Source organism: Pantoea cypripedii (assembly GCF_002095535.1).
In the GTDB taxonomy this organism is placed as follows: domain Bacteria; phylum Pseudomonadota; class Gammaproteobacteria; order Enterobacterales; family Enterobacteriaceae; genus Pantoea; species Pantoea cypripedii.
The window spans coordinates 622408-645493 of record NZ_MLJI01000003.1 but is presented as its reverse complement, the minus strand read 5'-3'; the positions used below and the strand labels follow the sequence as shown (position 1 = coordinate 645493).

Annotated in this window: 23 protein-coding genes; 11 read left to right on the top strand and 12 right to left on the bottom strand. The window is 56.3% G+C overall.

The window, feature by feature from the left end; translation table 11 throughout:
• The first annotated feature begins 131 nt into the window (after window positions 1-131).
• From HA50_RS30930 to HA50_RS30915, 4 genes are all read left to right on the top strand, one after another.
• On the top strand, window positions 132-572 hold the full coding sequence (locus HA50_RS30930) for an SGNH/GDSL hydrolase family protein (RefSeq protein WP_084881201.1): 441 nt from the start codon (window positions 132-134) through the stop codon (window positions 570-572).
• 95 nt (window positions 573-667) lie between these two features.
• Window positions 668-1303, top strand: coding sequence for a GntR family transcriptional regulator (locus HA50_RS30925; protein WP_084881200.1), 636 nt, complete (start codon window positions 668-670; stop codon window positions 1301-1303).
• A gap of 130 nt (window positions 1304-1433) precedes the next feature.
• Window positions 1434-2657: a zinc metallochaperone GTPase ZigA gene (zigA, locus tag HA50_RS30920; RefSeq protein WP_084881199.1), complete on the top strand. Its 1224-nt coding sequence runs from the start codon at window positions 1434-1436 to the stop codon at window positions 2655-2657.
• 89 nt (window positions 2658-2746) lie between these two features.
• On the top strand, window positions 2747-2932 hold the full coding sequence (locus HA50_RS30915; RefSeq protein WP_084881198.1) for a tautomerase family protein: 186 nt from the start codon (window positions 2747-2749) through the stop codon (window positions 2930-2932).
• Between the two features lie 52 nt (window positions 2933-2984).
• Here the strand turns inward: HA50_RS30915 and HA50_RS30910 are convergent, their stop codons facing one another.
• Entirely contained in the window at window positions 2985-3593 is a 609-nt protein-coding gene (locus HA50_RS30910) for a TetR/AcrR family transcriptional regulator (RefSeq protein WP_084881197.1), read from the bottom strand.
• Window positions 3594-3711: 118 nt separating this feature from the next.
• Here HA50_RS30910 and HA50_RS30905 point away from each other — a divergent pair, with 118 nt between their 5' ends.
• Window positions 3712-4914, top strand: coding sequence for an MFS transporter (locus tag HA50_RS30905; RefSeq protein WP_084881196.1), 1203 nt, complete (start codon window positions 3712-3714; stop codon window positions 4912-4914).
• A gap of 101 nt (window positions 4915-5015) precedes the next feature.
• Here HA50_RS30905 and HA50_RS30900 read toward each other — a convergent pair whose 3' ends face one another.
• The 3 genes from HA50_RS30900 to HA50_RS31975 form a co-directional block, all read right to left on the bottom strand.
• Complete coding sequence (locus HA50_RS30900) at window positions 5016-5264, bottom strand: bacteriocin immunity protein (protein WP_084881195.1); 249 nt, start codon at window positions 5262-5264, stop codon at window positions 5016-5018.
• 9 nt (window positions 5265-5273) lie between these two features.
• Window positions 5274-6059 carry an S-type pyocin domain-containing protein gene (locus HA50_RS31980; RefSeq protein ID WP_244193738.1) on the bottom strand — a complete coding sequence of 262 codons (786 nt, stop codon included), beginning with the start codon at window positions 6057-6059 and terminating at the stop codon, window positions 5274-5276.
• Window positions 6060-6346: 287 nt separating this feature from the next.
• The gene (locus HA50_RS31975) at window positions 6347-7420 is read right to left on the bottom strand and encodes a hypothetical protein (RefSeq protein ID WP_084881193.1); all 1074 of its coding nucleotides are present in this window, start codon (window positions 7418-7420) and stop codon (window positions 6347-6349) included.
• A gap of 231 nt (window positions 7421-7651) precedes the next feature.
• Here HA50_RS31975 and HA50_RS31355 point away from each other — a divergent pair, with 231 nt between their 5' ends.
• Together HA50_RS31355 and HA50_RS30885 are read left to right on the top strand one after the other, a co-directional pair.
• Window positions 7652-7864 (top strand): hypothetical protein, encoded by a 213-nt coding sequence (locus tag HA50_RS31355; protein WP_139811104.1) that lies wholly within the window; start codon window positions 7652-7654, stop codon window positions 7862-7864.
• 156 nt (window positions 7865-8020) lie between these two features.
• On the top strand, window positions 8021-8764 hold the full coding sequence (locus HA50_RS30885) for a GntR family transcriptional regulator (protein WP_084881192.1): 744 nt from the start codon (window positions 8021-8023) through the stop codon (window positions 8762-8764).
• Here the strand turns inward: HA50_RS30885 and HA50_RS30880 are convergent.
• The 8 genes from HA50_RS30880 to HA50_RS30845 form a co-directional block, all read right to left on the bottom strand.
• Window positions 8751-9731, bottom strand: a complete 981-nt coding sequence (locus HA50_RS30880; protein WP_084881191.1) for a PfkB family carbohydrate kinase — start codon at window positions 9729-9731, stop codon at window positions 8751-8753. The genes HA50_RS30885 and HA50_RS30880 overlap by 14 nt on opposite strands.
• Window positions 9718-10740, bottom strand: coding sequence for an ADP-ribosylglycohydrolase family protein (locus HA50_RS30875; RefSeq protein ID WP_208617365.1), 1023 nt, complete (start codon window positions 10738-10740; stop codon window positions 9718-9720). Before HA50_RS30875 ends, HA50_RS30880 begins: the two co-directional genes overlap by 14 nt.
• 17 nt (window positions 10741-10757) lie before the next feature.
• Complete coding sequence (locus HA50_RS30870; RefSeq protein ID WP_084881189.1) at window positions 10758-12032, bottom strand: nucleoside permease; 1275 nt, start codon at window positions 12030-12032, stop codon at window positions 10758-10760.
• A gap of 205 nt (window positions 12033-12237) precedes the next feature.
• Entirely contained in the window at window positions 12238-13548 is a 1311-nt protein-coding gene (locus tag HA50_RS30865; protein ID WP_084881188.1) for an MFS transporter, read from the bottom strand.
• 105 nt (window positions 13549-13653) lie between these two features.
• On the bottom strand, window positions 13654-14292 hold the full coding sequence (locus HA50_RS30860; RefSeq protein WP_084881187.1) for an N-carbamoylsarcosine amidohydrolase: 639 nt from the start codon (window positions 14290-14292) through the stop codon (window positions 13654-13656).
• A gap of 11 nt (window positions 14293-14303) precedes the next feature.
• Window positions 14304-15056, bottom strand: a complete 753-nt coding sequence (locus HA50_RS30855) for a maleate cis-trans isomerase family protein (protein ID WP_084881186.1) — start codon at window positions 15054-15056, stop codon at window positions 14304-14306.
• A complete protein-coding gene (locus HA50_RS30850; protein WP_084881185.1) occupies window positions 15053-15874 on the bottom strand; it encodes an alpha/beta fold hydrolase in 822 nt (273 codons plus the stop codon). Before HA50_RS30850 ends, HA50_RS30855 begins: the two co-directional genes overlap by 4 nt.
• Window positions 15874-17019: an FAD-dependent monooxygenase gene (locus HA50_RS30845; protein WP_084881184.1), complete on the bottom strand. Its 1146-nt coding sequence runs from the start codon at window positions 17017-17019 to the stop codon at window positions 15874-15876. The genes HA50_RS30850 and HA50_RS30845 overlap by 1 nt, the downstream gene beginning before the upstream one ends.
• 324 nt (window positions 17020-17343) lie before the next feature.
• Between HA50_RS30845 and HA50_RS30840 the strand changes: the two genes are divergently transcribed.
• From HA50_RS30840 to HA50_RS30825, 4 genes are all read left to right on the top strand, one after another.
• Window positions 17344-18396 carry a 2,5-dihydroxypyridine 5,6-dioxygenase gene (locus tag HA50_RS30840; protein WP_084881183.1) on the top strand — a complete coding sequence of 351 codons (1053 nt, stop codon included), beginning with the start codon at window positions 17344-17346 and terminating at the stop codon, window positions 18394-18396.
• A 78-nt stretch (window positions 18397-18474) separates the two neighbouring features.
• On the top strand, window positions 18475-18936 hold the full coding sequence (locus HA50_RS30835; RefSeq protein ID WP_084881182.1) for a MarR family winged helix-turn-helix transcriptional regulator: 462 nt from the start codon (window positions 18475-18477) through the stop codon (window positions 18934-18936).
• Window positions 18937-18980: 44 nt separating this feature from the next.
• Window positions 18981-19508, top strand: a complete 528-nt coding sequence (locus tag HA50_RS30830) for a (2Fe-2S)-binding protein (RefSeq protein WP_415860494.1) — start codon at window positions 18981-18983, stop codon at window positions 19506-19508.
• Window positions 19505-23077, top strand: coding sequence for a molybdopterin cofactor-binding domain-containing protein (locus tag HA50_RS30825; protein WP_084881181.1), 3573 nt, complete (start codon window positions 19505-19507; stop codon window positions 23075-23077). Before HA50_RS30830 ends, HA50_RS30825 begins: the two co-directional genes overlap by 4 nt.
• Window positions 23078-23086 lie beyond the last annotated feature (9 nt).

The following is a 23086-nucleotide window of genomic DNA, read 5'->3' as shown; positions in this document are numbered from 1 at the left end:
TGATGGTATTTCTGTGGTCAATAAAGGTGCTTCGTCATCCCAGGCGATGGACCTGTTAAATGGAAAGTATTTCTACAAAAACAATAAAAGCTGGCGTGAGGAAATGGAAAAAATCCCCTGCCCGGATCATTTTGCTGAATTTTGCGACTAACGATGCGCGCCATTTTCATTTTCGGGATATTGAGCCGGATTATCGTGTCAGCCCGGATAAATACACGGCGGTAATGACGCAATTAGTGAATATTGCCCGCGCAGCAGGAAAAGAAGTGATTCTTCAGGAACCCCATCCGATTTGTGGCGGCGGAGAGAAATGGCATATCGCCCCTTATGTCAGCAAACTTGATGCGGTGGCTCGCGCGGAATCTGTGCCGCTGGTCAGGCAGTATCAACGTATTTTGCAGATGAAAGACTGGCAATCGTTACTGTCGCCAGACTGTATTCACCCCTCAGAGGAACTGTATCGCATCAAGGCACAGGAAACGTTCTCAGTGCTGGTGGCAAATTATGGTCCTGAGTTAGCGGCCGCCGGACAACGGCATAATGCCGATAGCGAGCAGATGGTTAAGCGTTAATCTGGCTGCGCAGAGCGGGATTTACCTCATGTCCGAATGGCTTCATTTCTGGTATACATACTGCTCCGATTAGTAGTGGAGCAGACAGTAAAACTATGGCGCAGGATCTTCTGAAAGATGTGGTGTACAAACGAATCAAGGACATGATCGTTAATGGCTCGCTGCCAATGGGCGGTAAGCTTTCAGAATCGGCCCTCGCCACCCGCTTAGCGGCAAGCAAAGCCCCGGTCCGTGATGCCTTACGACGTTTGCAGAGCGAAGGTCTGGTGCAGATTAAACCGAAGAGCGGCACCTTTGTGTTTAGCCTCAACGATTTGGAATTTAAGGATTTGCTGGAATTTCGCTTTTATGTCGAATCAAAGGCGATGGAGCTGGCGCTGAAAAAGAATCCGAAGCAGCTGGTGCAGGAGATTTCGGCGATTCTCGATAACATGGAATTCTGCATTAACAACGGCTCCACTGTGGAATATATCCGGCTGGATAACCTGTTCCATCAGGCGCTGTTTACCTGGTGCCAGAACCCTTATCTGGAGCAGGCCTACACGCTGATTTCATCGCGCATGGCGACCATCCGTAATTATCTCGGCAGCAATGATGAGCATATGCATCGCTCCTGGAATCAGCACGTCACCATTGTGACCGCCCTGCGCAACAACGATTACGACAGTGCGCTGGTGGCTTTACAGGGTCATATCCTGCCGGAATTTGGTGCCTACTGGGGTTTACTCTAAACCCCTCGCCGCCGGGTCATCGCCCGGCGTCTACCCCTTCCCTTTTGTCCCGCCGAACAATCTCCCTTGTCATCTCTGGGTTATTATTGTTATGTTATAACATATCAATACATGATTCAGAGGAAATGCTATGCCGCTCGATTCAGACTCACGTCTCCCCGTTACCGTTCTTTCTGGTTTTCTTGGCGCGGGTAAAACCACGCTGCTCAACCATATTCTCAACAACCGGGAAGGCCGCCGCGTCGCGGTGATCGTCAATGATATGTCAGAGGTGAACATTGATGCTGCGCTGGTGCGTGACGGTGGTGCGGAGCTGTCACGCACCGATGAGAAGCTGGTGGAAATGAGTAATGGCTGCATATGCTGCACGCTGCGTGAAGATTTGCTGCTGGAAGTGAAACGTCTGGCCCAGGAAGGTCGTTTCGACCAGCTGGTGATCGAATCCACCGGTATTTCCGAACCGCTGCCGGTGGCAGAAACCTTCACCTTTGAGGATGAAGACGGCCAGAGCCTGTCACGTTTTGCCCGGCTCGATACCATGGTCACCGTGGTGGATGGATTTAATTTCCTGCGCGACTACCGCTCAACCGATTCGCTACAGGCACGCGGCGAATCACTGGGTGAGGCTGATGAACGCTCGGTCGTCGATTTACTGGTTGATCAGATCGAGTTTTGTGATGTGCTGGTGGTGAATAAAACCGATTTAATCGACGCGGACGATCAGCAAACGCTGTTTGCCATGCTGCAATCCCTTAATCCCCGCGCACACATTGTGTTTTCCCGGTTTGGTCAGGTGCCACTGAGTGAAGTGCTGGAAACCGGCCGCTTTGATTTTGATGCCGCTTCGCAGGCCCCCGGCTGGTTACAGGAATTACGCGGCGAACATCAACCCGAAACCGAAGAATATGGCATCCGCAGTTTTGTCTATCGTGCACGCCGCCCCTTCCATCCAGAACGCTTCTGGCATGCCGTAAACCACCAGCTGGACGGGGTGATCCGCTCGAAAGGTTACTTCTGGCTCGCCAGCCGACCGGAATATGCGGCGATGTGGTCGCAGGCCGGAGCCGTGGCGCGCCAGGGCTATGCCGGTCACTGGTGGGCCAGCATCCCGCGCGAACGCTGGCCGCAGGATAGCGAATCACTGGCGTTTATTGCCCAGCACTGGCAGGAAGGCATCGGCGATGCACGCCAGGAACTGGTGTTTATCGGTATTGAGATGGATGAAGACCAGGTGCGGAGCGCGCTGGATCATGCCCTGCTGACGCCAGCAGAGATGGCTGAAGGCCCGGCAAACTGGGTGAAATTACCCGATCCGGTACCGGAATGGTTCGAGCGTGACCCGGTGGAAGCATAAAGGTACAGAAAGCAACAATTAGCTACGTCTTTCTGCCCATGTCAGGAGTATGCTGAATGACGGAAATTACCCTTACAGGAGAAGACGTTATGCCAGAAGTTGTCGTTTATGCCGCGGAAGGCCGTTCTGTTGAGCAGAAGAAGAAACTGCTGAAAGCCATCACCACTGCCGTGTCGGAATCTTTTGAAATCGACAAAAACGCAGTGGTGGTTTCGATTGTGGAAACCCCGTTGCAAAACAAATCGAAGGGCGGCATCCCCTTTGATGAGCGCTAACTGACGCTGAGCTGCCTGTCCGTTACCTGAAACGGGCAGGCATTATGTTGCGTCAGATGCGGGCCGCATCCCACAGTTTCATCATCTGCGCGATGGCCCGTTCCGTTTCAGCCAGCGGAACATCATCGCGCGCCAATGTCGATATCCCCAGCAGAAAGCTATTGAAACTTACTGCCAGCGCCAGCGTCGCCTCATCATCCCTCAGCTCGCCCGCACGTATCCCGCGCTGAACACAATTTTTTACCCCTGCACTGGTACGTTGCCGTGAATCCTTCAGCGGTTGCAGCAGATGACGGTTTTCCTCCGAACATGAGGACATCACGCCCAATGCCACCATGCATCCACGCGGATGACCGGGTTCATACTGCATGCGGGCGGAGTTAAATAACGCCGTTTCCAGTGCCTGACGCGGCGGTAATTCCGCATCCCATAAAGATTCCGTGACCTGCGCATGGGTGCGCAGATAGCAGCTCACCGCTTCCTGAAAAAGCGCCTCTTTGGAACCAAAGGCAGCATAAAAACTGGGCGCAGTAATCCCCTTGCCAATTGCTGCCTTGAGCTGGGCGAGCGAGGTGGACTCATAACCATTTTCCCAGAATAAGTGCATGGCATGAATCACCGCTTCATCGCGGTCAAACTGTCTTGGTCGGCCTGTTCTCATCTTCTCTCCTCCACGACATACATACTAATCGATACATAATTTATTGACAATCGCCGCAACCCCATTCCAATATACATACCGATCGATACATTAATTAATCACCGCTAAGGCTGTTTTTATGAAGAAAAACCATCGGGCTGAACCGGCTCAGCACCTGCCCATCCTTGCCCTGCTGGCGCTGGCCATGACGGGTTTTATCTGTATTCTGACCGAAACCATCCCTGCCGGGCTGCTGCCGGAAATAAGCAGAGGACTGCATATCTCCCCCTCGCTCGCCGGGCAGATGGTTACCGCATACGCGGCCGGTTCCCTGCTGGCAGCCATCCCGCTGACTATCGTGACCCGCACCTGGTCACGTCGTCTGGTGTTGCTCAGCACCGTCGGAGGGTTTTTGCTTTTTAATACGCTGACCGCCATCTCTGGCAGCATTGCGGTGATCATGATTGCCCGTTTCCTTGCCGGGGCATCCGCCGGACTCGCCTGGAGCCTGCTCGCCGGTTATGCTCGCAAAATGGTGGTGCCATCGATGCAGGGACGGGCTTTAGCGCTGGCGATGGTCGGCACGCCGATTGCGCTGTCGCTGGGCGTACCGGCAGGCACCTGGATGGGGGCGTTTTTAGGATGGCGTCTGACATTTGCGGTGATGTCGGGGCTGTCTGTGCTGCTGATTGGCTGGATTCTGCTGGCAGTGCCGGATTATCCGGGCAGCTCAGCCACGCAAAAAATGCCTATCGGTGCGGTGTTGTTGATTCCGGGAGTCCGTTCGGTGCTGGGCGTGGTTCTCACATGGATGCTGGCGCACAACATTCTTTATACCTATATCGCCCCGTTTATCACGCCTGCGGGTCTTGTTCCGAGGGTTGACGTGGTCCTGCTGATATTTGGCCTGGCGGCACTGGGCGGGATTTATATTACTGGCCGGATTATCGACAGCCACCTGCGCAATGCCGTGTTGCTGTCCCTGGCGGTGTTTGCCGCGGTGGCGTTGGTGTTTGCCATCGGTGCCGCATCCCCGGCGGTGATGCTGGTCGGGATCGGCGTCTGGGGCCTGACGTTTGGCGGCGCGGCGACCCTGTTGCAAACGGCACTGGCAGACGCGGCGGGTGAACACGCTGATGTCGCGCTTTCTATGAACGTGGTGACCTGGAACGGCGCTATCGCGCTGGGTGGTCTGGTGGGGGGATTATTGCTGGAACATGTCGGTACCCGATCCTTTCCCTGGGCGTTGATCGTTTTATTGCTGGCGGCGTTTATCATCGCGATGCGTGCCGGAAATCATGGTTTCCCGGCAGCGAGCAGAGAGTTGACAACCAGCCAGTGATTCGCGATCTGATCACCAGAGAAATGGCTGGAATTAAAATGGCCGGATGCACGTTACATTCCGGCCATACCTTCCGAGGTTTTAGCGAATTAATTTACAAGTCAGGATTTAAATCCTGGCTTATTATTCGCTGCACGCCATGATTTTATTTCGTCAACAATTCCTTTTGGGGTCAAGTCATCATCACTCCAGAAAATAAGATCATTGCAGTTGGGATATTCTGAAGTTTCACATACATGATCAATTAGAGCATCCTGATACTCCTCTCCTCCTTCTGCTGAGAAAATTTCTTCAATTAAATTAAGAAACTCGGATTCCGTATATTCTTCTAACTTCGCCTTGCGTTCCATGAATATCCCTTATTTTTCTGAGTGAATTCCAACATGCTGCTTGGGTGTAACAACTCGGATATTATCTATGTTATAGACCTCTCCGCCTTCTGATATCAGGTCAATATGATGTAACTCAGACGAAGCTCGTTTACCTGACCGCTCTACATCAATAACACGAGGAGATAGTCCTTTTCTCATTCGCCCCAAATTGCTGGTCTTAAACTGCGCTGCCAGCTCCGGATCCGCTGCCACCTCCTGCCAAAACGCCTTACGAAACGCATCAAAACTACTAAATTCGCGGTCGCGCAGCCGATCAGCGATACGAGTTGGTACCGGGGAGCCTAAGCCCTCACTCGCCCCAGCTAACCATGTTCCCTCCACATCAGCCCCGGTTCCTGTGACTTTACCCGGCAGGTCCCGGCCGCTTTGCAGCATGACGTAGGCAGGATCCAACCCGGAATCCGCCGGGAAGATAAGTATAGCGTCGCGAAAATCCAGGTCATCGGCCTGCGGAAAACTCTCCACCGCAGGGCTAGCCACGCCAGAATCGGTGTTGCCGGTATTCTCGGGCACCGCTTCGTTGTGTACGGGCGTAGCCAGTGGCGGCAATCCCTGATATCCCGGTGCACCTTCTGGCGAGACCAGAATGGTACGCGAAGGCAGCCCGCTCTCCGCCGGAATCGTGACGCTATACAACCCCGTCACCGCATCCACCGTCGCGCTCAACACTCGTACCCGACTCGGATTGATCGTGCGGACCAGATAGGTTTTTAGCAGGCCATCGCTAAAGTAAACGCGCCCGCGCACTGACATCTCAACCGAACCATCTGCCGCAGCGGCAGCCAGCAACTCATGCTCTGCAGGCAGGTTAATGGCCTCACCGGGCATTGCCGACAGGAACATATTGATATCGTCACGGCCTGGCACCTGGTCGCTGCCCTCGCCCGGAATATAGGTCACTGAGGCAATAAGCGCACCCACACCACTCCCGGCCAGGGCTGTACCGAGCAAATCCGCGAGAACCGCCCGGACAGTGCCCCAGGCAGCGGCGGCAGCTGCCTCACCGAGCGCGTAACCACCCAATCCAGTTTCAGCAAATGTCAGGGGGGCAGCCGCAGCCGCCGCTGGAAATCCAGCAAAACCAAAAACATTGGGTTCTTCGAGTTTAGAGCGTGCGGCTTCAAGCGCCGCTGCTTTAGAGGCTGCTTCGGCCTCTGCTTGTGCTCGTGCCTCCGCTTCGGCTCTGGCACGTTCTGCCGCCTCGCGCTCGGCCTGCACACGCGCTTCCTCGGCAGCCTGCCGGGCGAGTTCTGCCTGGCGCTTAGCTTCCGCATCAGCCTGTGCCTGTTGCAAACGGCTTTCCGCCTCCTGCACTGTTGATTAGCGCTGTTAAGCGTTGCCGTCTGGTTGGCAACATCCTGACTTAACGCGTTATTTTGCGCCTGAAAGGACTCCACAGCACTTTGCAGCGGCTCCCTTTCGTTGAGTCGCGGATCAATCTGCGCTCTATGGAACTGGTTCGCGCGAGCCGTATCACCCGCCTTCATCATTGAGGCCCAGACCTCACGCAACTGGGCAATTTCGCCATTCAGCTGATCCAATCTGGGCTGACGCGCGTTGATCTCCGCATTGTTGCTGTTGATCTGCGCATTATCAGCGTTGATTTGGTTGCTGGCGGCGGTTGCGGCGGCTGATGCGTTGTTAACATCCCGCTGCGCAGCTTCGACGGGATGTGCGGCATCCCACTCAGCCTGACGACGTCTTTCCTCCTCTTCGGCCTGCCGCTGTGCCTCAGCCGCAGCGGCTGCTTCTGCTGCTTTACGCGCAGCTTCCGCTTCCATAGCTTTCTTCAGGTTAATCTGTTCCTGAGCCAGCGCTTTAGCCTGTTCCTGACGTGCGGATTCTCCTTTCATCCATTCCTGTCGGCTGGAATTCAGTGGACGAGAATAGAGACTGACGTTGACGATATCGTCATTACCGTCCACGGATATCATATAGATATAACCATCGACCGCAGCACGATAACCGGAAGGGACTTTTGCTGTGACATTGGTGCGCAAATTGTCATTACTACTGCCGCCTTCATTACCGTCGGACCAGTGAAGATGATCATCACTGACCCAACTCCAGCCACCGGTTATTTGAATGCGTTGTTCACCATTGACCATAATCATCTCAGGTGTACCAGGATTATATGACCAATAGCCCTTGTCACTAAAATAAATAGATTTTTAAAATAGTCACTTTATTACACCAGGGACACAACACAAAAAACTCATTATCGGGACATTAATAAATCAATCGCATCAAGTTAATTAAACCCCGGCAAAGATAATTCGTTATTAGCGCCGATCACACCTATCATTTTTCTTCCCGTTAACCTGAATACACAGGCCAGGTGTGATATGAAACCCACTTTGTTTTTAGCGATTGCTGCATCCATGGTATTACTTACAGGAGGTTGTCAGAACAACTCCCCGATTTACGGGAATTACTCTTCTGAAGTCTGTCTGCAAATCGGGCAGAATCATGATTCAAACTGCTCAAATTCCGGCGATAAGTGGAAAGACAAATCCGCAGATGAATTACCGGCCATAAGTGATAATAATGGCCCTTAATGATTCATATTCATAAAACTTCAGGTGCGGCTTGTCTGTCTGTCAGATAACACCGCACCCTTCCATCCGCAAAACACCGCTTTAGCACTGCAAATCCGCTTCGCAGCCATCGAATTTTCAGTATCATAGCCCGATCTGCGGTTTTCTGGATTGCGTATGACCAATCAACATACTTCCCTGTTTGCCCGGCTTGCCTCCATCCTGGCGGATGAGAGCCGTACGCCTCTGTACAAGCGCTTTGCTTCCGCGATTAAAGATGCCGTGCGTGAGGGCGTGCTGGTGCATGAGGAGATCCTGCCGGGTGAGCGCGAGTTCAGCCAGTCGCTGGGGATTTCGCGCATTACGGTTCGTAAAGCAATGGACGAGCTGGAGAAAGAGGGCGTGGTGTTTCGCTCACGCGGTTATGGCACGCAAATTTGCAGCCAGTTCGAATATTCACTCAAGGAACCCAAGGGACTCTCGCAGCAGGCGGTGTTACGTGGCAAAAAGCCCGATACGGTGTGGATCAACAAAAGCAAAATTCGTTGCACCGCCGAGATTGCAGAGAAATTGGGACTGAGCAGCGGCAGCGATGTCTGGCAGCTAAAACGCATTCGCTATGTCGATCAACAGGCGGTGTCCGTGGAGGAGTCGTGGGTATCAACCCAGTTGATTGCCGATGCGGATGACATCGGTATCTCGCTGTACGATTACTTTCGTGAGCAGCAAATTCTGCCGGTAAAATCGCAGAGCCGCGTCAGCGCACGGATGCCGGATGAAGCGCTGCAACAGCAAATCGCCCTGCCCGCCAATGTGCCGGTGCTGGTGATTAAGCAGCTGGCACTCGACGCGCAAGGCAATCCGCTGGAGTACAGCATCAGCTACTGCCGCAGCGATATGTACGTGTTTATTGCGGAGTAAGCCGCTGCTGCCAGTAAGCCGCCAGCGTCGCGCGATCCGGCGCACAATCACCGCCGCGCTGCGACACCACATAAGACGCCACCGCATTGCCGAGTGCAACGCTGTCAGCCAGTGACCAGCCGGAAGCCAGCCCGGCCAGTAAACCACCTGCATGGCTGTCGCCTGCGCCAATGGTGTCTACCACGGTGGTGACCAGTGCCGGAATCCAGCCCTGGGTCATGCCATCGCTATAGCCCGCGCCGTCGCTGTCGAGCCGCACCACCATCGCACTGCCAAACCGTTGCTGCCAGCGCGTCAACAGGCTGTGCGCATCAAAGATTTCCGCTGCGCCCAGTCGCTCCCGCCACAGCAGTTCCGCCTCCTGCCTGTTCACTGTAATCAGTGGTTTCAGTGCCATGATGCGCGCAAAATCAGCATCCGCGATGTCCGCCAGCCGCGGGCCGAAATCCACCAGCAGCTGATAAGGTGCCGTCTGGCGCTCCAGCCAGTTAATCAACACCTCGCCACTTTTGCTGGTGAGCTGATACCCCGACAGATAGATCCAGCGATGTTCCGGTTGTGGCAAGGCATCGAGCAGCGCCGCGTCCCACTGATTTTCGACGCCGCTGACCGAAAGAAAGGTACGTTCGCCATCCGGCTCCACCAGCGCCAGACACCAGCCGTTATCACCTGACGCGGTTTCGAGAACGCTTTCGATGCCATATTCTGCCAGCTTCTGGCGCACGATCCCGGCCCACACCCCCTTGCCCAGCGGCAACGCATTGAGCGACGGAATGCCAAGCCGATGCAAGGCAATCGCCACGTTCAGGGCACACCCCCCCACATTGACGCCCTGCTGCTGCAACTCAATATCGCTGCCACGATGCGGCAGCGAATAAGCATCGGCAATCACATCAACCACCGCCGCACCGATGACGCAGACCGGCAGGCGGGCAGTCAGCCGCGCGAGGCAATCAGGCGTCAGCATAGGCGGCCTCACGCTGCTGACGGAAGCGGCTGAACGCGCTGCTGTAGCGGGTGAAATCCAGGTTATTGGCCGCATCAAGCTCGGCTTTTAATGCCGGATCGATGGCCTCAATCCCCTGCAATGCCCCACAAATTGCCACCGCCATTGCACCAATGGTGTCGGTATCGCCGCCCAAATTGGCACAAAGAATGGCGCAGCGGTTGGGATCGCAGGCGGCCAGTTCCACCATGGCAATGGCGGAAGGCACCGATTCGATGGTGCTGGTACCGGTGCCGACCAGATCATAAATCTGCTGCATGGTTGATTCGATGCCCCTGCCCTGCGCCACCACCTGCAATGCCAGCTCGATACGCGCAGCAATTGACGCACTGAAGGTGGTCACGCGTTTTTCCTGTGCAGCGCGCGCGACTGACGGCAGTTCATCACGAATGGTTGCCCAGCTTGCGCCATCAATGGCCCGCGAGACGGCCCAGGCAATCGCCGTGGCACCGGCAATCGCCACGTCGGATTTGTGTGTGGGGCTGGAAGCCAGCGCCACCGCATCAATAAAGCTCGCCAGATCGCGCGCCGGTAACAGGCAACCCAGCGGCGAAACGCGCATCGCCGCACCGTTGGTCATGCCGTTATTTTCCAGCTGTGCCACCGGTGTGCCAGCCTTCAGTGCATTGAGCGCGATTTTTGACGTCGGGCCCAGCACATTTTTATTGAAGGCATCGAACGCTTCCGCCCAGCGCAAAATATTGGCACCGATGGTTTCCGCGTTGATGTCACCATCGTGGGTGATGATGGCGTCAGCCAACGCCAGCGCCATGGAGGTGTCGTCGGTAAAGGCCGCCCGGCCAAAATAGCAGGCGGCGTTATTTTCAGCCGGACCGGGCAGGAAGCGATCGATCCAGCCAAAATGCTGTTTCACTCGGCTGCGCGGCCAGAGTTCCGACGGCATACCCATCGCATCGCCCAGTGCCTGACCATAAAAGGCGCCCAAAATCCGTTTTTCCTGGTGTGTCATTGTCATCTTCACTTCTCTTATTTATGGCTTTCAGCGGCTGCTGAAGTATCAAAAGCGGTTAATTCTTCACTGCGTTTTTTGCCGTCGCGGAACAGCGTGATAAATGCGAGGGTGATAATCACAATCATCACGCTACCGAACATCCACATCCCGGCCCAGTTAAATGTCAGGCCATTTTGTGGTTTGTCATACGCAAACATCTCCTGCATCAGATAGCCCCCAAGGCGATAACCCAGCAGGCTGCCGATACCCTGACAGGCCAGCGTGATCAGCCCCTGTGCCGCGTTACGCATCGCCACTGGCGCTTTCTTGTCCACGTAAATGTAGGCGGTGATGAAGTAGAAGTCATAGCTGACGCCGTGCAGTAGGATGCCCATAAACAGCAGGCCGTAAGTCAGCAGGTTCTGATCGCCACCAAACACAAAGAACACGTAGCGTAATGCGGCGGTCACCAGCCCCAGCAGCAGCACTTTGCCGATGCCGAAACGCTTGATAAAGAACGGCAGTGCCAGCAGGAAAAAGATTTCCGAAACCTGGCCGAGCGTCATCCAGCCGGTTGCGTGCGGCAATCCGACTTCGGTCAGGTAACCTTCGGCGAAGATGTAATAGAAGGCCAGCGGCATGCTGAACAGGAACGAACAAACGAAGAACACGAGGAAGCTACGATCTTTCAGCAGATGCAATGCATCGAGGCCGAGCGCCACGCGCAGGCTGAACTTGCCGGTGCTCTTAGGTTCGGTAGCGGGCAGCATCAACGCGAAGATGCCCAGCACCAGCGAGCTGGCGGCGGTGATCAGCAAGGGCACGTTGCTCGCCGAGATATCGCCGAAACCAAGCAGCGGTGGCAGGAAACCACAGGCGATGCCGGAAGCAATCCAGCCAATGGTGCCCATCACGCGCACGCGTGGGTAGTCGCGCTCCACATCGCCAACATGAGAGAAGGCAATGCTGTTGGTTAAGGCGATGGTGGGCATGTAGGTCAGCGCGTAAAGCAGCAGTAGCGGGAAGAAGCTGGCAAAGTGCGTCTGCTGCGCGGCGAAGAACATCAGGATCGCCCCGGCTATCATCAGCAGCGCCAGCACCTTCTGCGCCTGGAAGAAGCGGTCGGCCAGTGAGCCCACCAGAATCGGTGACAGAATGGCAGCGATGGAGGTGCAGGCATAGCACCAGGCGATCTCCATCGGTGTAAAACCGTTTTTGCTCAGAAAGGCCCAGAGCGGCACAAACCATGCCCCCCAGATAAACCATTCCAGAAACATCATGAACGACAGTTTTGGCATTGTATTTTTCATCGAACTCACTCCCCGGTGTTGGTAGAACCAATCTAACACCAGTGACAATACCTTTATAATACCATTAGCTGATAGTTTGACCTAACCCACATAATTTTAACCGATGGTTAACAGGCAAAAAAATGCGCGATAAACCGCACCGCTACAGATACGCACTGGCCCGTAGCGGCACGATTTATCGCGCAGGTTTGAGGAAAGAATAAGTTTAACGGTTAACCAGTTTCGCCGGTAAGGCGATGACCAGCAGGCAGCTCAGCAACAGACACACCGCGAAGAACCACAGCGCGCCGTTGCCGCTGCCGGTAAGATCCAGCGCGATGCCCATCACGGAGTTACTGACCAACCCGGCAATATTGGCGATTGAACAGGCAAGCGCAAACCCTGCCGCAGCCGCCGTACCTTTCAGGAAGGTGGCTGGCAGGCTGAAGAACACCGGTACGGCACCAATGATCATCGCCTGCGCCACGGAGAACAGCAGCACCGTCATCATGACGTTATGGGAGAAAAAGGTACTGGCTCCCATCGCCGCTGCGCCGACAATAAACGGCACGATGATATGCCAGCGGCGCTCACGCATCCGGTCTGAACTGCCGCCAATCGCCAGCATGCCGATCAGCGCCGCCAGGCTGGGGATCGCCGTCAGATAGCCAATTGTGGCGATATCGGTGGTTCCGGCGTTTTTAATAAAGGTCGGCATCCAGAAGCCCATCGCATAGGCGCTCAGCAGAATGGAGAAGTCGATCCCACCCAGCATCACCACGCGGATATTCAGCAGGCCATCGCGCAAACGGTGTTTCACCCCTTTCGCTTCACCTTCGTCAGCGGCCAGCTCGCGCTGCACCGCCTGCTTTTCATCCTCACTAAGCCAACTGGCACTTTCCACGCTGTTCGGCAGTAACCAGAAAGTCATCACGCCCAGCAGCACGCTCGGGATGCCTTCCAGCAGGAATAACCACTGCCAACCGCGCAGGCCGTAAACCTCATGAAAATTACCCATGATCCAGCCGGAAAGCGGCCCGCCAATCAAACTGGAGAGCGGCAGACCAATCATAAACAGCGCGATGATGCGGCTGCGACGCCACGAGGGAAACCATTTGGTGAGATAGAACAACACCCCCGGCAGGAAACCGGCTTCAGCCGCGCCGAGTAAGAAACGCACAATGTAGAACTGCATCGGCGTCTGCACCAGCAACGTCGCGGTGGAGAGTAAACCCCAGGTGATCATGATGCGCGCAATCCAGATCTTCGCGCCAACACGTTGCAGAATCAGGTTGCTCGGCACTTCAAACAGAATGTAACCGACAAAAAACAGCCCGGCTCCCAGGCCAAACGCGGTTTCACTCAGCGACAGATCGCTCGCCATTTGCAGCTTCGCCAGACCGATATTGATACGGTCCAGATATGCCGCCAGGTAACATAAACAGAGAAAAGGAATCAGTTTCCAGGTGATCTTGCGGTAAATCGCGGCAGTGTCCTCGGCTGCCAGCACAGCAGGACGGGTTGTAGCAACAGTCATGATTTTCTCCGGGCGCCATAAACCCTGATGGGCATGTTGTTATGCGTTTCGCTTACCAGCGAAACCTGTTCTTTGTGCGCACTCCGTGCAGGTGAATAAGCGCCCTTAACGGGCGCTGAACTGTCCGAGATATTCCAGTGTGGTGGCTTTGGACACCACATCGCCGTACTTACTGTCGATGTCAAACAAGTTGGCTTCATGCGGGGCAGCGTGGCGATCGCCGACGCATTCACGTACCACCATGGCACGAAAGCCGTATTGCAGAGCGTCCACGGCGCTGGCGCGCACGCAGCCGCTGGTGGAACAACCGGCGATGATCAGGGTATCGATGCCTTCCGTCACCAGCAGCGATGCCAGTGCGGTGCCAAAGAAAGCGCTGGCATATTGCTTGGTGATCACCACTTCTTCCGGCAACGGCAGCACTTCCGGGCAGAACGCCGCCAGCGGATTGCCTTCCACCATGTCACGCATCACCGGGGCTTTCTGTACCCAGATACCGCCGTCACGCTGGTGCTGTGGGTGGTAACGAATCTGGGTGTGGATCACCGGAATACCGCAACGGCGCGCCGTTGCCAGCAGCGCTTCTGATTCCCGTACCGCCTCCACTACGCCCGGCGCAAATAAAGGCGCGCCCTCGGTGGTGTAGCCTTGCAGAAAATCGATCATCAGCAGCGCGGGACGCTTACCAAAACCAATACGGTTGCCCCAGACACCGGCGTAATTGTCACTGGCGCTTTGTGTCATCACGTTTCTCCTTACCAGGCTCCGGACAGCAACGCACCGGCTCCGGGTACCACCGGCTCCAGTTCCAGCGCCTTGAGCATCGCGTAGGTGGTGGCGATCGCGGCAGTGATCACCGGTTTACCGGTCTGCGCTTCCACTTTGGCCACCGCTGGCAGGGAAGGCATTTGCACGCAAGCCGACAGCACCACAACATCAACGTCATCGAGCGGCATATCAGCAACAATGCCCGGCAGATTGCTGGGATCGTGACGGGCGACCGCGAGATTATCGGCAATTTCCAGCGCTCGCCAGACTTTTACCTCAATGCCTTCACGCTGAATGTAATCCACCACCAGCTCAGTCAGCGGCTTCATATAAGGGGCCACCAGCGCGATTTTTTTCGCACCCATGATGTGCAGCGCGTCCACCAGCGCACCGGCACTGCTAATCACCGGGGCCAGTGCGTCGTTTTCCCGCGTGACCGCCGTCAGACGCTGCTGTGACTGGCGGTGATAACCCGGTCCCATCGCCATGATCGCCACCAGGCAGGCATAGCCGAGCACATCAACCTGCGCGTCCGACAGTTCCAGCGCACAGCGGTCCGATTCTTTATCCATTGCCGCCAGCTCATCTTTGTTGACGTGTTTCATGCGCATACGGCTGGAGTGGAAAGTAAAACGCTCCGGGCGAATCAGCTGACGCGCCTGTAACATGGCCGGGATTTCCGTTTCCATGGTGATGTTAGAACTCGGCACAATCTGGCCGATACGGTATTGACGGGTCATTGCTGAGTCTCCGGTTGCAGGATTGCACCAAGGAAAGAACCAAAGGCGGCGAAGAAGCCGGGAAAATCATCCCAGGGGATCATATGTCCGGCCTGCTCCACATGCGCGACGGTAATGGAGGGCAGCAGTTCGCGGATCTCTGCCTCATCTTCCGGCAGGATCACCCCACCTTTGCCTGCCACCATCAGCAGAGTTTTGGCTGGCAGCGCGTGGAAATATTGATGGATATCCAGTTGATGGAAATCGTCGTAGGCGCGACGAATCGCCGGTTCGTAGCAGGTATGCAGCCATTCCGCACGCAGCTGACGCTGTTCTTCGGTCCAGCTCGGGCAATATTTCTTCATCGCTTCCGCGTCCATGCCCTGCTCCGCCTCACGGATCGAATCCTGATACCACGGCCATTGTCCCGGATAGAGACGACGCCCCGGCCCCGATACCGGCGGATCAATCAGCGACAGCGATAACACGCCATCAGGCTGCTTGACGGCCGCGCGCATAATAAAACGCGCGCCCATCGAATGACCGACCAGATGGTACTGCGTCAGACCCAGCGCGTTGGCAAACGCGTTGATGTCATCGGCACAGCTTTCGGTGCCGTAATCCAGCCCCTCACCACTGCTGGATAAACCACGTCCGCGCACATCCAGCACCCAAGTATCAAACTGCTGACCCAATACCTCTGCGACAAAACCCCAGGTAATGGCCGGGCTGGTGATGCCAGGCACCAGAATCAGCGTCGGGCCTTTGCCACCGTAGCGCAGGTAGTGCTGGCGAATACCGTTCGCCTGCACCTGTCCACCACTGATAAACGTGCTCATCACGCCCCCTCGCTTTTCAGCGGCGCGGCGAAGACGTCATAGCCATAAACCCAGGCCGGATCTTCCTGAGTACGCAGGAAGGTGTTGGCGTTGGAGACGGATTGTACGCGGGAAGCACGTTCTTTGCGGTTGACTTCATACAGACGGAACGCGGTGCCGTAATCCTCCAGACCGGTTTCAGTCAGGCAGCGCGCCAGCATCGCCGCATCTTCGATCGCCATCGCGGCACCCTGCGCCATATGCGGTTTCATCGGGTGACAGGCGTCGCCCAGCAACACAATGCGTCCTTCACTCCACACCGGCAACGGCTGGCGATTCAGCAACGGCCATTTGGTGACGTTTTCACTGCACTCGATCAGCGCCTGCACCACCGGATGGTAATGGCCGAAGGTGTCCAGCATCTCCTGCTGGCTACTGTCGACAAAGCTGCCTTTGAAATCCCACGCCGGATGCGGTACCCCGGAAACGTAGTAATACTCGTCGCGTGATTTGGTGGTGTAGTAAACCATCAGGTGACGATCTTCCGACCACCACTTCACGCAATCTTCAAAATTGAGGTTGTATTTGCGCAGCTGCTCGCCACGGATCAGCGCACGATGCGCCACCCAGCCGCTGTAGGTCGGCGCTTCTGCGCCCAGCAAGTGTTCACGCAGTTTTGAGTTGATGCCGTCGGCACCGATCACGATATCGGCACGTTCTTCGCTGCCATCCTGGAAACGCAACACCACATCGCTGCCGCTGTCTTCCACGCTGCTGAGGCACTTGCCGAAGTGCACTGAACCCGGCTCCAGGCTGGTCATCTGCATCGCCTGTAAATCACCGCGATGTACCGTGACATACGCCGCGCCGTACTCTTTGCGGGCAAACTCCCCCAGCGGAATGCGTGACAGGTATTCCCCGGTTTCGCCGTCGCGGCTGAACCAGAAATCCGGGTGTGACGCCAGATCTTCCAGCTGCTGCTCGATCCCCATACGGCGGAACACCTTCAGGACGTTCGGTCCCATGTGGATACCTGCCCCGAGACGGGAAAACGCCGGACTTTGTTCATAAACCTGCACATTGAAGCCCGCTTTCTGTAACAGCGAACCCGCTGCGAGGCCGCCAAGACCTGCGCCGACGATGGCGATGCGTTTCATATTGCTCATATTTTCCTCTCAAAACTCACGCTGATTTGAAGGTACACCTGCGGTATCCGTTTCGACTCCGGCTCAAATTATTGAGTGTGTACGCTATAATTATTGGCGTTATTTTTTTGTGAATTGCAATGGTTATTGTGGTGAAAACTGCATGTCATGATGTTAATCACAGCATTGGCACTGCGTTAAATAGGCTTTTCTTATGACAAAAAGAAATGCTTGCACTCTTCTTCGCAACACGTCTATAACAAATATATCGAGCGTATTCGCTATAAAAAGATGAAGTTTTAACCACCAGATATCATCTGGCATCTAACCTGAGAGGAACCCACAATGGCTGTAAATCAGAGTCAGTTAGGACAGATGTTTGAACAGGTATTACGTCTGTCGAAAGTCGATGCCACCCAGAGCGTCGCTATTCTGAAAAGTCACTATTCTGATGCACGCACGGTGCAGGCAGCGACCGACGCTGCACTACGATTGGGCGCAAAAGTGTATTGCGTTGAACTGCCGTCGTTTAACCACCCCACCGCGATGGGTAACGATATGACCGCCTACTGCGGTGATACCGCGCTGACCGGCAACATCGCGGCCCAACGTGCGCTGGAAGCGGCGGATCTGATTGTCGATACCATGATGCTGCTGCACTCGCCGGAGCAGGAGCAAATCCTGAAAACCGGGACGCGTATCCTGCTGGCTGTTGAACCGCCGGAAGTGTTGGCACGAATGTTGCCAACCGAAGAGGACAAAACGCGTGTGCTGGCCGCTGCGGCGGTGCTGGAGAAAGCGCGCATGATGACGGTGAAATCACAGGCAGGCAGCGATTTCCGCGCACCGCTGGGACAGTATCCGACGGTGACCGAATACGGTTATGCCGATGAGCCGGGTCGCTGGGACCACTGGCCGAGCGGTTTCCTGTTCACCTGGCCGAATGAAGATCAGGCGGAAGGGGTGCTGGTACTGGAAGTGGGCGACATCCTGCTGCCGTTTAAATCCTATGCCCGTGAACGTATCACGCTGGAAATTGAAAAAGGCTTTGTGACGAAGATCCACGGTGGCTTTGAAGCGGAATATCTGCGCGATTACATGGGCTACTTCAACGATCCGGAAGTGTACGGTATTTCGCATATTGGCTGGGGATTGCAGCCACGTGCGCAGTGGACAGCCATGGGGCTGCACGACAAAAACGACGGCATGTGTATGGATGCCCGCGCATTTTACGGCAATTTCCTGTTCTCCACCGGGCCGAACACCGAAGTCGGCGGCAAACGCAAAACGCCTTGCCATATGGACATCGCTCTGCGCCGTTGCGATATCAAAGTTGACGATCTGCTGGTGGTGGCCGAAGGGGAAGTGGTGGCACCGGAAGCCTCGCGCGCGCGTTAATCTTGCGCAGGGAGCGGCTGTCAGCGCAGTGACAATGCATTACACTGCCTGGCAGTATCCGGGAAAAAGGACCTTTTTATGTCACACGACCATACTTCCTCAGCGGAAGACAATTACGACTACACCCAACAGGTTGGCCATCTGCTGCGCAAAGTTTACCAGCGTCATGTGGCTATTTTTCAGCAACATGTGGGTGATTCACAGATTACGGCGGTGCAATTTATTACCCTCTGTGCGCTGCGTGACCACGGTCCCAGTGCGCAGAATGACCTGGTACGTTACACCGCTGTCGATCAGGCCACCATTCGCGGCGTGGTCGAACGCTTAAAAGCCCGCGATCTGGTCAGCCTCGGTCCCGATCCGACTGACAAGCGTAAGGTGATTGTGATGCTGACCGAGTCCGGACAGACGCTGATTCAGCACACCACCGACAACGCGGTTCGTATTACTGAAATGACGTATGGGCAGTTAAATCCGGCCGAACGAGTCGCGCTGGTTTATCTGCTCAGGAAAATGCTGGACGACACGAGCCAGCCATAACCCGGGGCGAGTGAGCCGCCTCGGTAAGGCGGTCAATAATGAAAATGATGGCACAACAGTCTGCCACACCGGTTTCACCTGCAGGTTTACGCTGTTATTCATTGAAGGTTAATGGCGAAGAAAGGGAAGTTACCAGCTACCGCGATACCTCGTTATTACTGGTATTGCGTAATGAATTGTCGCTTAACGGTCCCAAGTATGGCTGCGGCCTCGGCGAATGCGGTGCCTGCACCGTGATGATCGATGGCGTTGCGGCGCGTTCCTGTGTCATTCCGGCGTATGGCGTGCGGCAGCGCGCGGTGACCACCCTCGAAGGGCTGGGCAGCCGTGACGCGCTGCATCCGGTGCAGCAGGCGTTTATTGATGAACAGGCTGCACAATGCGGCTATTGCCTGAATGGCATGATCATGACCACCGCCGCGCTGTTGCGCGATCTCCCCTGCCCCAGTGACCAGCAAATCCGCTCCGCGCTGAGTGGCAACCTGTGCCGCTGCGGCACCCATCAGGAAATCCTCTGCGCAGTGAAGCGTGCGGTACAACTCTGTTTACAGCAGGCGGAGGCACAGCAATGAGCCATTCCGCTGTACCCACCCAGCAACAGCTGCTGGATGCCGATAATGTGTTGCTGATCGTTGATGAGATTCAGCCCCCGCCTGGCCTGGTGCCAAAAGGACAAACGCCGAGCCTCAAACCGAAAGAACTGGCGTTGTTCCTCGCCATTGATGGTGCGGGCAACGTCTGGGCGTTTAACGGCCATGTTGATCTCGGCACCGGGGTGAAAACCGCGTTGACGCAAATCGTCGCAGAAGAATTAAATCTGCGCATGGATCAGGTGCAGATGGTGCTGGGCGATACGCTCCGCGTCCCGAATCAGGGAGCGACCATTGCCAGCGCTACCTTACAGATTTCCGCTGTGCCGCTGCGCAAAGCCGCCGCCGTTGCGCGCCAGTGGCTGACCCAGCAGGCAGCAGCGCGTTTACAGGTCACGGTCGATGCATTAACCCTTGATGCCGGTGAGTTTCGCTTGGCCGATGGCACCACCCTGAACTTCGCGCAGCTGGTCAACGGTCAACGCAGCCAGTTACCTATTGCTCACGATGTGCCGCTAAAGCCCGCCAGTGAATATCGCTTAGTCGGCACCAGCTCGCAACGTGTCGATATCCCGGCCAAAGCCACCGGCGAACTGACCTGGGTGCATGATATGCGCCTGCCGGGGATGTTGCATGGTCGGGTGATCCGCCCGCCCTATGCCGGGTATGACACCGGCCAGTTTGTCGGGACGTCGCTGCTAAGCATTGATGAAAGCTCGATTGCGCATCTCGACGGTATCGTCAAAGTGGTGCAAATCGCTGACTTTATTGGCGTGGTGGCGGAACGCGAAGATCAGGCCATCGCCGCGATGGAAACCCTGAAAGTTCGCTGGAAACCCTGGGAACATCTGCTGCCGGATATGCGTGACGTCGAAAAAGCCATTCGCGATAACCCCCGCACCTCGCGTGTGGTACACGATACCGGCGAGGTTGATACGGCGCTGGAAAACGTGACGCAGCGCTTTACCCGCAATTACGTCTGGCCGTATCAGCTGCATGGCTCGATTGGCCCGTCTTGTGCGGTGGCTGCTTATGACGAGGCGGGGTTGCAGGTCTGGAGCGGTACCCAGAATCCTCACCTGCTGCGTGCTGACCTCGCCTGGCTGTTCGAAATCCCGGAAAGTGATATCGAGGTGAACCGCATGGAGGCGGCCGGTTGTTATGGCCGCAACTGCGCGGATGATGTGGCAGCGGATGCCGCACTGCTTTCCCGTGCCGTCGGTAAGCCGGTGCGCGTGCAGCTGACGCGCGCGCAGGAACACGTCTGGGAGCCGAAAGGCACCGCCCAGTTGATGGATGTGGATGGCGGCCTCGATGCTGAGGGTAACCCGCATGTTTACGACTTCACCACTTCCTACCCTTCCAACGGCGCGCCAACTCTGGCGCTGCTGTTGACCGGACGCGTTGACCCGGTTGCGCTGGCCTACGAGATGGGCGATCGCACCTCGATCCCGCCTTACGACTTTCCCCATATGCGCGTCACCATCGAAGATATGGCCCCGATTGTGCGCGCCTCATGGATGCGTGGCGTGTCGGCATTGCCAAATACCTTCGCCCATGAATCTTATATGGACGAACTGGCGCACGCAGCAGGCGTCGATCCGGTTGAATACCGGCTGCGCTATATCCAGGACCAACGCGCAGCTGAGTTGATCCGCTCCACCGCCGACCGCGCAGGCTGGACGCCACGTACCGAACCGATGCAGAACAGCAGCGAACCCGGCGTGTTACGCGGTCGCGGCTTCGCCTATGCGCGTTACATCCACAGCAAATTCCCCGGTTTTGGTGCCGCCTGGGCTGCCTGGGTGGCGGATGTGGCTATCGATAAGCAAAGCGGCGAAATTGCCGTGACGCGCATTACCGTCGGCCACGATGCCGGCATGATGGTCAATCCTGCCGGGGTGAAACACCAGATCCACGGCAACGTTATCCAGTCCACCAGCCGCGTGCTGAAAGAACAGGTGACGATTGAAAGCAATATGATCGCCAGCCAGGAATGGGGGGGTTATCCGATCCTCACTTTCCCGGAAGTGCCGGATATCGATGTGATGATGATGCCGCGCCCGTATGAGCCTCCGCTCGGTGCCGGGGAATCCGCTTCGGTTCCCAGCGCGGCCGCCATTGCCAACGCGGTGTTTGACGCCACCGGCATCCGCTTTCGCGAACTGCCCATCACCTCGGACAAACTGCGCCAGGCCCTGAACGGACCGGACCCACAACCCGAACCCGCATTGCCCGCGCCGCAACGCAAAAAATCCACCCGCCGCCGTAAATGGGCCTTTGGCGGTGCGGCGGGTTTACTCGGTGCGGCAATCGGCATCGCCACCAATGCCCTACCCTGGCGTGCGGCTATCGCGCCGGTCACTCCGCCGCAGGCGGGTAGCTGGTCAATGGAGATGCTGGAGCGCGGTCGTCAGGTGGCCGCTGCCGGTGATTGCGCGGTGTGCCACACCACCGAGGGCGGAACCACCAACGCCGGTGGACTGAAGATGGATACGCCGTTTGGTACCCTCTACACCACCAATATCACCCCGGATAAGAAAACGGGTATCGGTAGCTGGTCGTTTACCGCCTTCGATCGCGCCATGCGCCAGGGCATCAGCCGTGATGGTCATCATCTCTATCCGGCATTTCCCTACACCTCGTTTCGTCAGTTGAGCGAAGAAGATATGCAGGCGTTGTATGCATATCTGATGTCGCAACCTGCCGTTGAACAGACGCCGCCGCCTAATAGTATGCGGTTCCCGTTCAATATGCGTTTCCTGATGGCGGGCTGGAATACGTTGTATCTGCGCAGTGGCGAGTACCAGAACGATCCGGCCAAGAGCGCCGAATGGAATCGCGGCGCCTATCTGGTCAACGGGGCCGGTCACTGTGGCGCCTGCCACTCCCCGCGTAACCTGATGGGAGCGGAAAAATCCGGCGATCAGTTCCTCGCGGGTGGCTGGGTTGATGGCTGGGAAGCGCCTGCGTTGAATCAGCTCAGCAAATCGCCGCAACCCTGGACAGCGGATTCGCTCTACAACTATCTGCGGAAGGGTTACGACGATAAACATGGGGTTGCAGCCGGGCCAATGGCACCGGTGGTAAGCCATCTGGCTACGCTGCCGGAAGCGGATGTGCGGGCGATGGCGAGTTATCTGGCGGATATTAATGGCCAGACCGTTATGCCTGAGCCGGTGCCGCAACCGTCGATCAAACCGGCATGGAACACCGCTGCCGGAGAACGATTGTTCAAAGGCGCATGTCAGGCATGCCACAGCGCCAGCGAGGGCGGGCCGAAGCTGTTTGGCGTCAGTCCGGTCATGGCTAACAGCAGCAGCCTGACCAGTGCGACGCCGGATAACCTGTTGCAGGTGGTGCTGCATGGCATCGATAAACCCGCGACGGATGAACTCGGTTATATGCCGGGCTTTGCTGCCAGTTTGTCGGATAAACAGGTGGCGGATATTGCGGCCTATCTGCGCCAGCGTTATGCCCCGGACCAGCCCGCCTGGACTGACTTAACGGAAAAAGTGGCGCAGGTACGCGCGAATCCCAGCAGCCACTAACGCGGAGGA

Coding starts and splice junctions, on each gene's coding strand:
- HA50_RS30925 (WP_084881200.1), top strand. CDS start 668: ATGGCGCAGGATCTTCTGAAAGATGTGGTGTACAAACGAATCAAGGAC.
- zigA (WP_084881199.1), top strand. CDS start 1,434: ATGCCGCTCGATTCAGACTCACGTCTCCCCGTTACCGTTCTTTCTGGT.
- HA50_RS30915 (WP_084881198.1), top strand. CDS start 2,747: ATGCCAGAAGTTGTCGTTTATGCCGCGGAAGGCCGTTCTGTTGAGCAG.
- HA50_RS30910 (WP_084881197.1), bottom strand. CDS start 3,593: ATGAGAACAGGCCGACCAAGACAGTTTGACCGCGATGAAGCGGTGATT.
- HA50_RS30905 (WP_084881196.1), top strand. CDS start 3,712: ATGAAGAAAAACCATCGGGCTGAACCGGCTCAGCACCTGCCCATCCTT.
- HA50_RS30900 (WP_084881195.1), bottom strand. CDS start 5,264: ATGGAACGCAAGGCGAAGTTAGAAGAATATACGGAATCCGAGTTTCTT.
- HA50_RS31980 (WP_244193738.1), bottom strand. CDS start 6,059: ATGTCAGTGCGCGGGCGCGTTTACTTTAGCGATGGCCTGCTAAAAACC.
- HA50_RS31975 (WP_084881193.1), bottom strand. CDS start 7,420: ATGATTATGGTCAATGGTGAACAACGCATTCAAATAACCGGTGGCTGG.
- HA50_RS31355 (WP_139811104.1), top strand. CDS start 7,652: ATGAAACCCACTTTGTTTTTAGCGATTGCTGCATCCATGGTATTACTT.
- HA50_RS30885 (WP_084881192.1), top strand. CDS start 8,021: ATGACCAATCAACATACTTCCCTGTTTGCCCGGCTTGCCTCCATCCTG.
- HA50_RS30880 (WP_084881191.1), bottom strand. CDS start 9,731: ATGCTGACGCCTGATTGCCTCGCGCGGCTGACTGCCCGCCTGCCGGTC.
- HA50_RS30875 (WP_208617365.1), bottom strand. CDS start 10,740: ATGACACACCAGGAAAAACGGATTTTGGGCGCCTTTTATGGTCAGGCA.
- HA50_RS30870 (WP_084881189.1), bottom strand. CDS start 12,032: ATGAAAAATACAATGCCAAAACTGTCGTTCATGATGTTTCTGGAATGG.
- HA50_RS30865 (WP_084881188.1), bottom strand. CDS start 13,548: ATGACTGTTGCTACAACCCGTCCTGCTGTGCTGGCAGCCGAGGACACT.
- HA50_RS30860 (WP_084881187.1), bottom strand. CDS start 14,292: ATGACACAAAGCGCCAGTGACAATTACGCCGGTGTCTGGGGCAACCGT.
- HA50_RS30855 (WP_084881186.1), bottom strand. CDS start 15,056: ATGACCCGTCAATACCGTATCGGCCAGATTGTGCCGAGTTCTAACATC.
- HA50_RS30850 (WP_084881185.1), bottom strand. CDS start 15,874: ATGAGCACGTTTATCAGTGGTGGACAGGTGCAGGCGAACGGTATTCGC.
- HA50_RS30845 (WP_084881184.1), bottom strand. CDS start 17,019: ATGAGCAATATGAAACGCATCGCCATCGTCGGCGCAGGTCTTGGCGGC.
- HA50_RS30840 (WP_084881183.1), top strand. CDS start 17,344: ATGGCTGTAAATCAGAGTCAGTTAGGACAGATGTTTGAACAGGTATTA.
- HA50_RS30835 (WP_084881182.1), top strand. CDS start 18,475: ATGTCACACGACCATACTTCCTCAGCGGAAGACAATTACGACTACACC.
- HA50_RS30830 (WP_415860494.1), top strand. CDS start 18,981: ATGATGGCACAACAGTCTGCCACACCGGTTTCACCTGCAGGTTTACGC.
- HA50_RS30825 (WP_084881181.1), top strand. CDS start 19,505: ATGAGCCATTCCGCTGTACCCACCCAGCAACAGCTGCTGGATGCCGAT.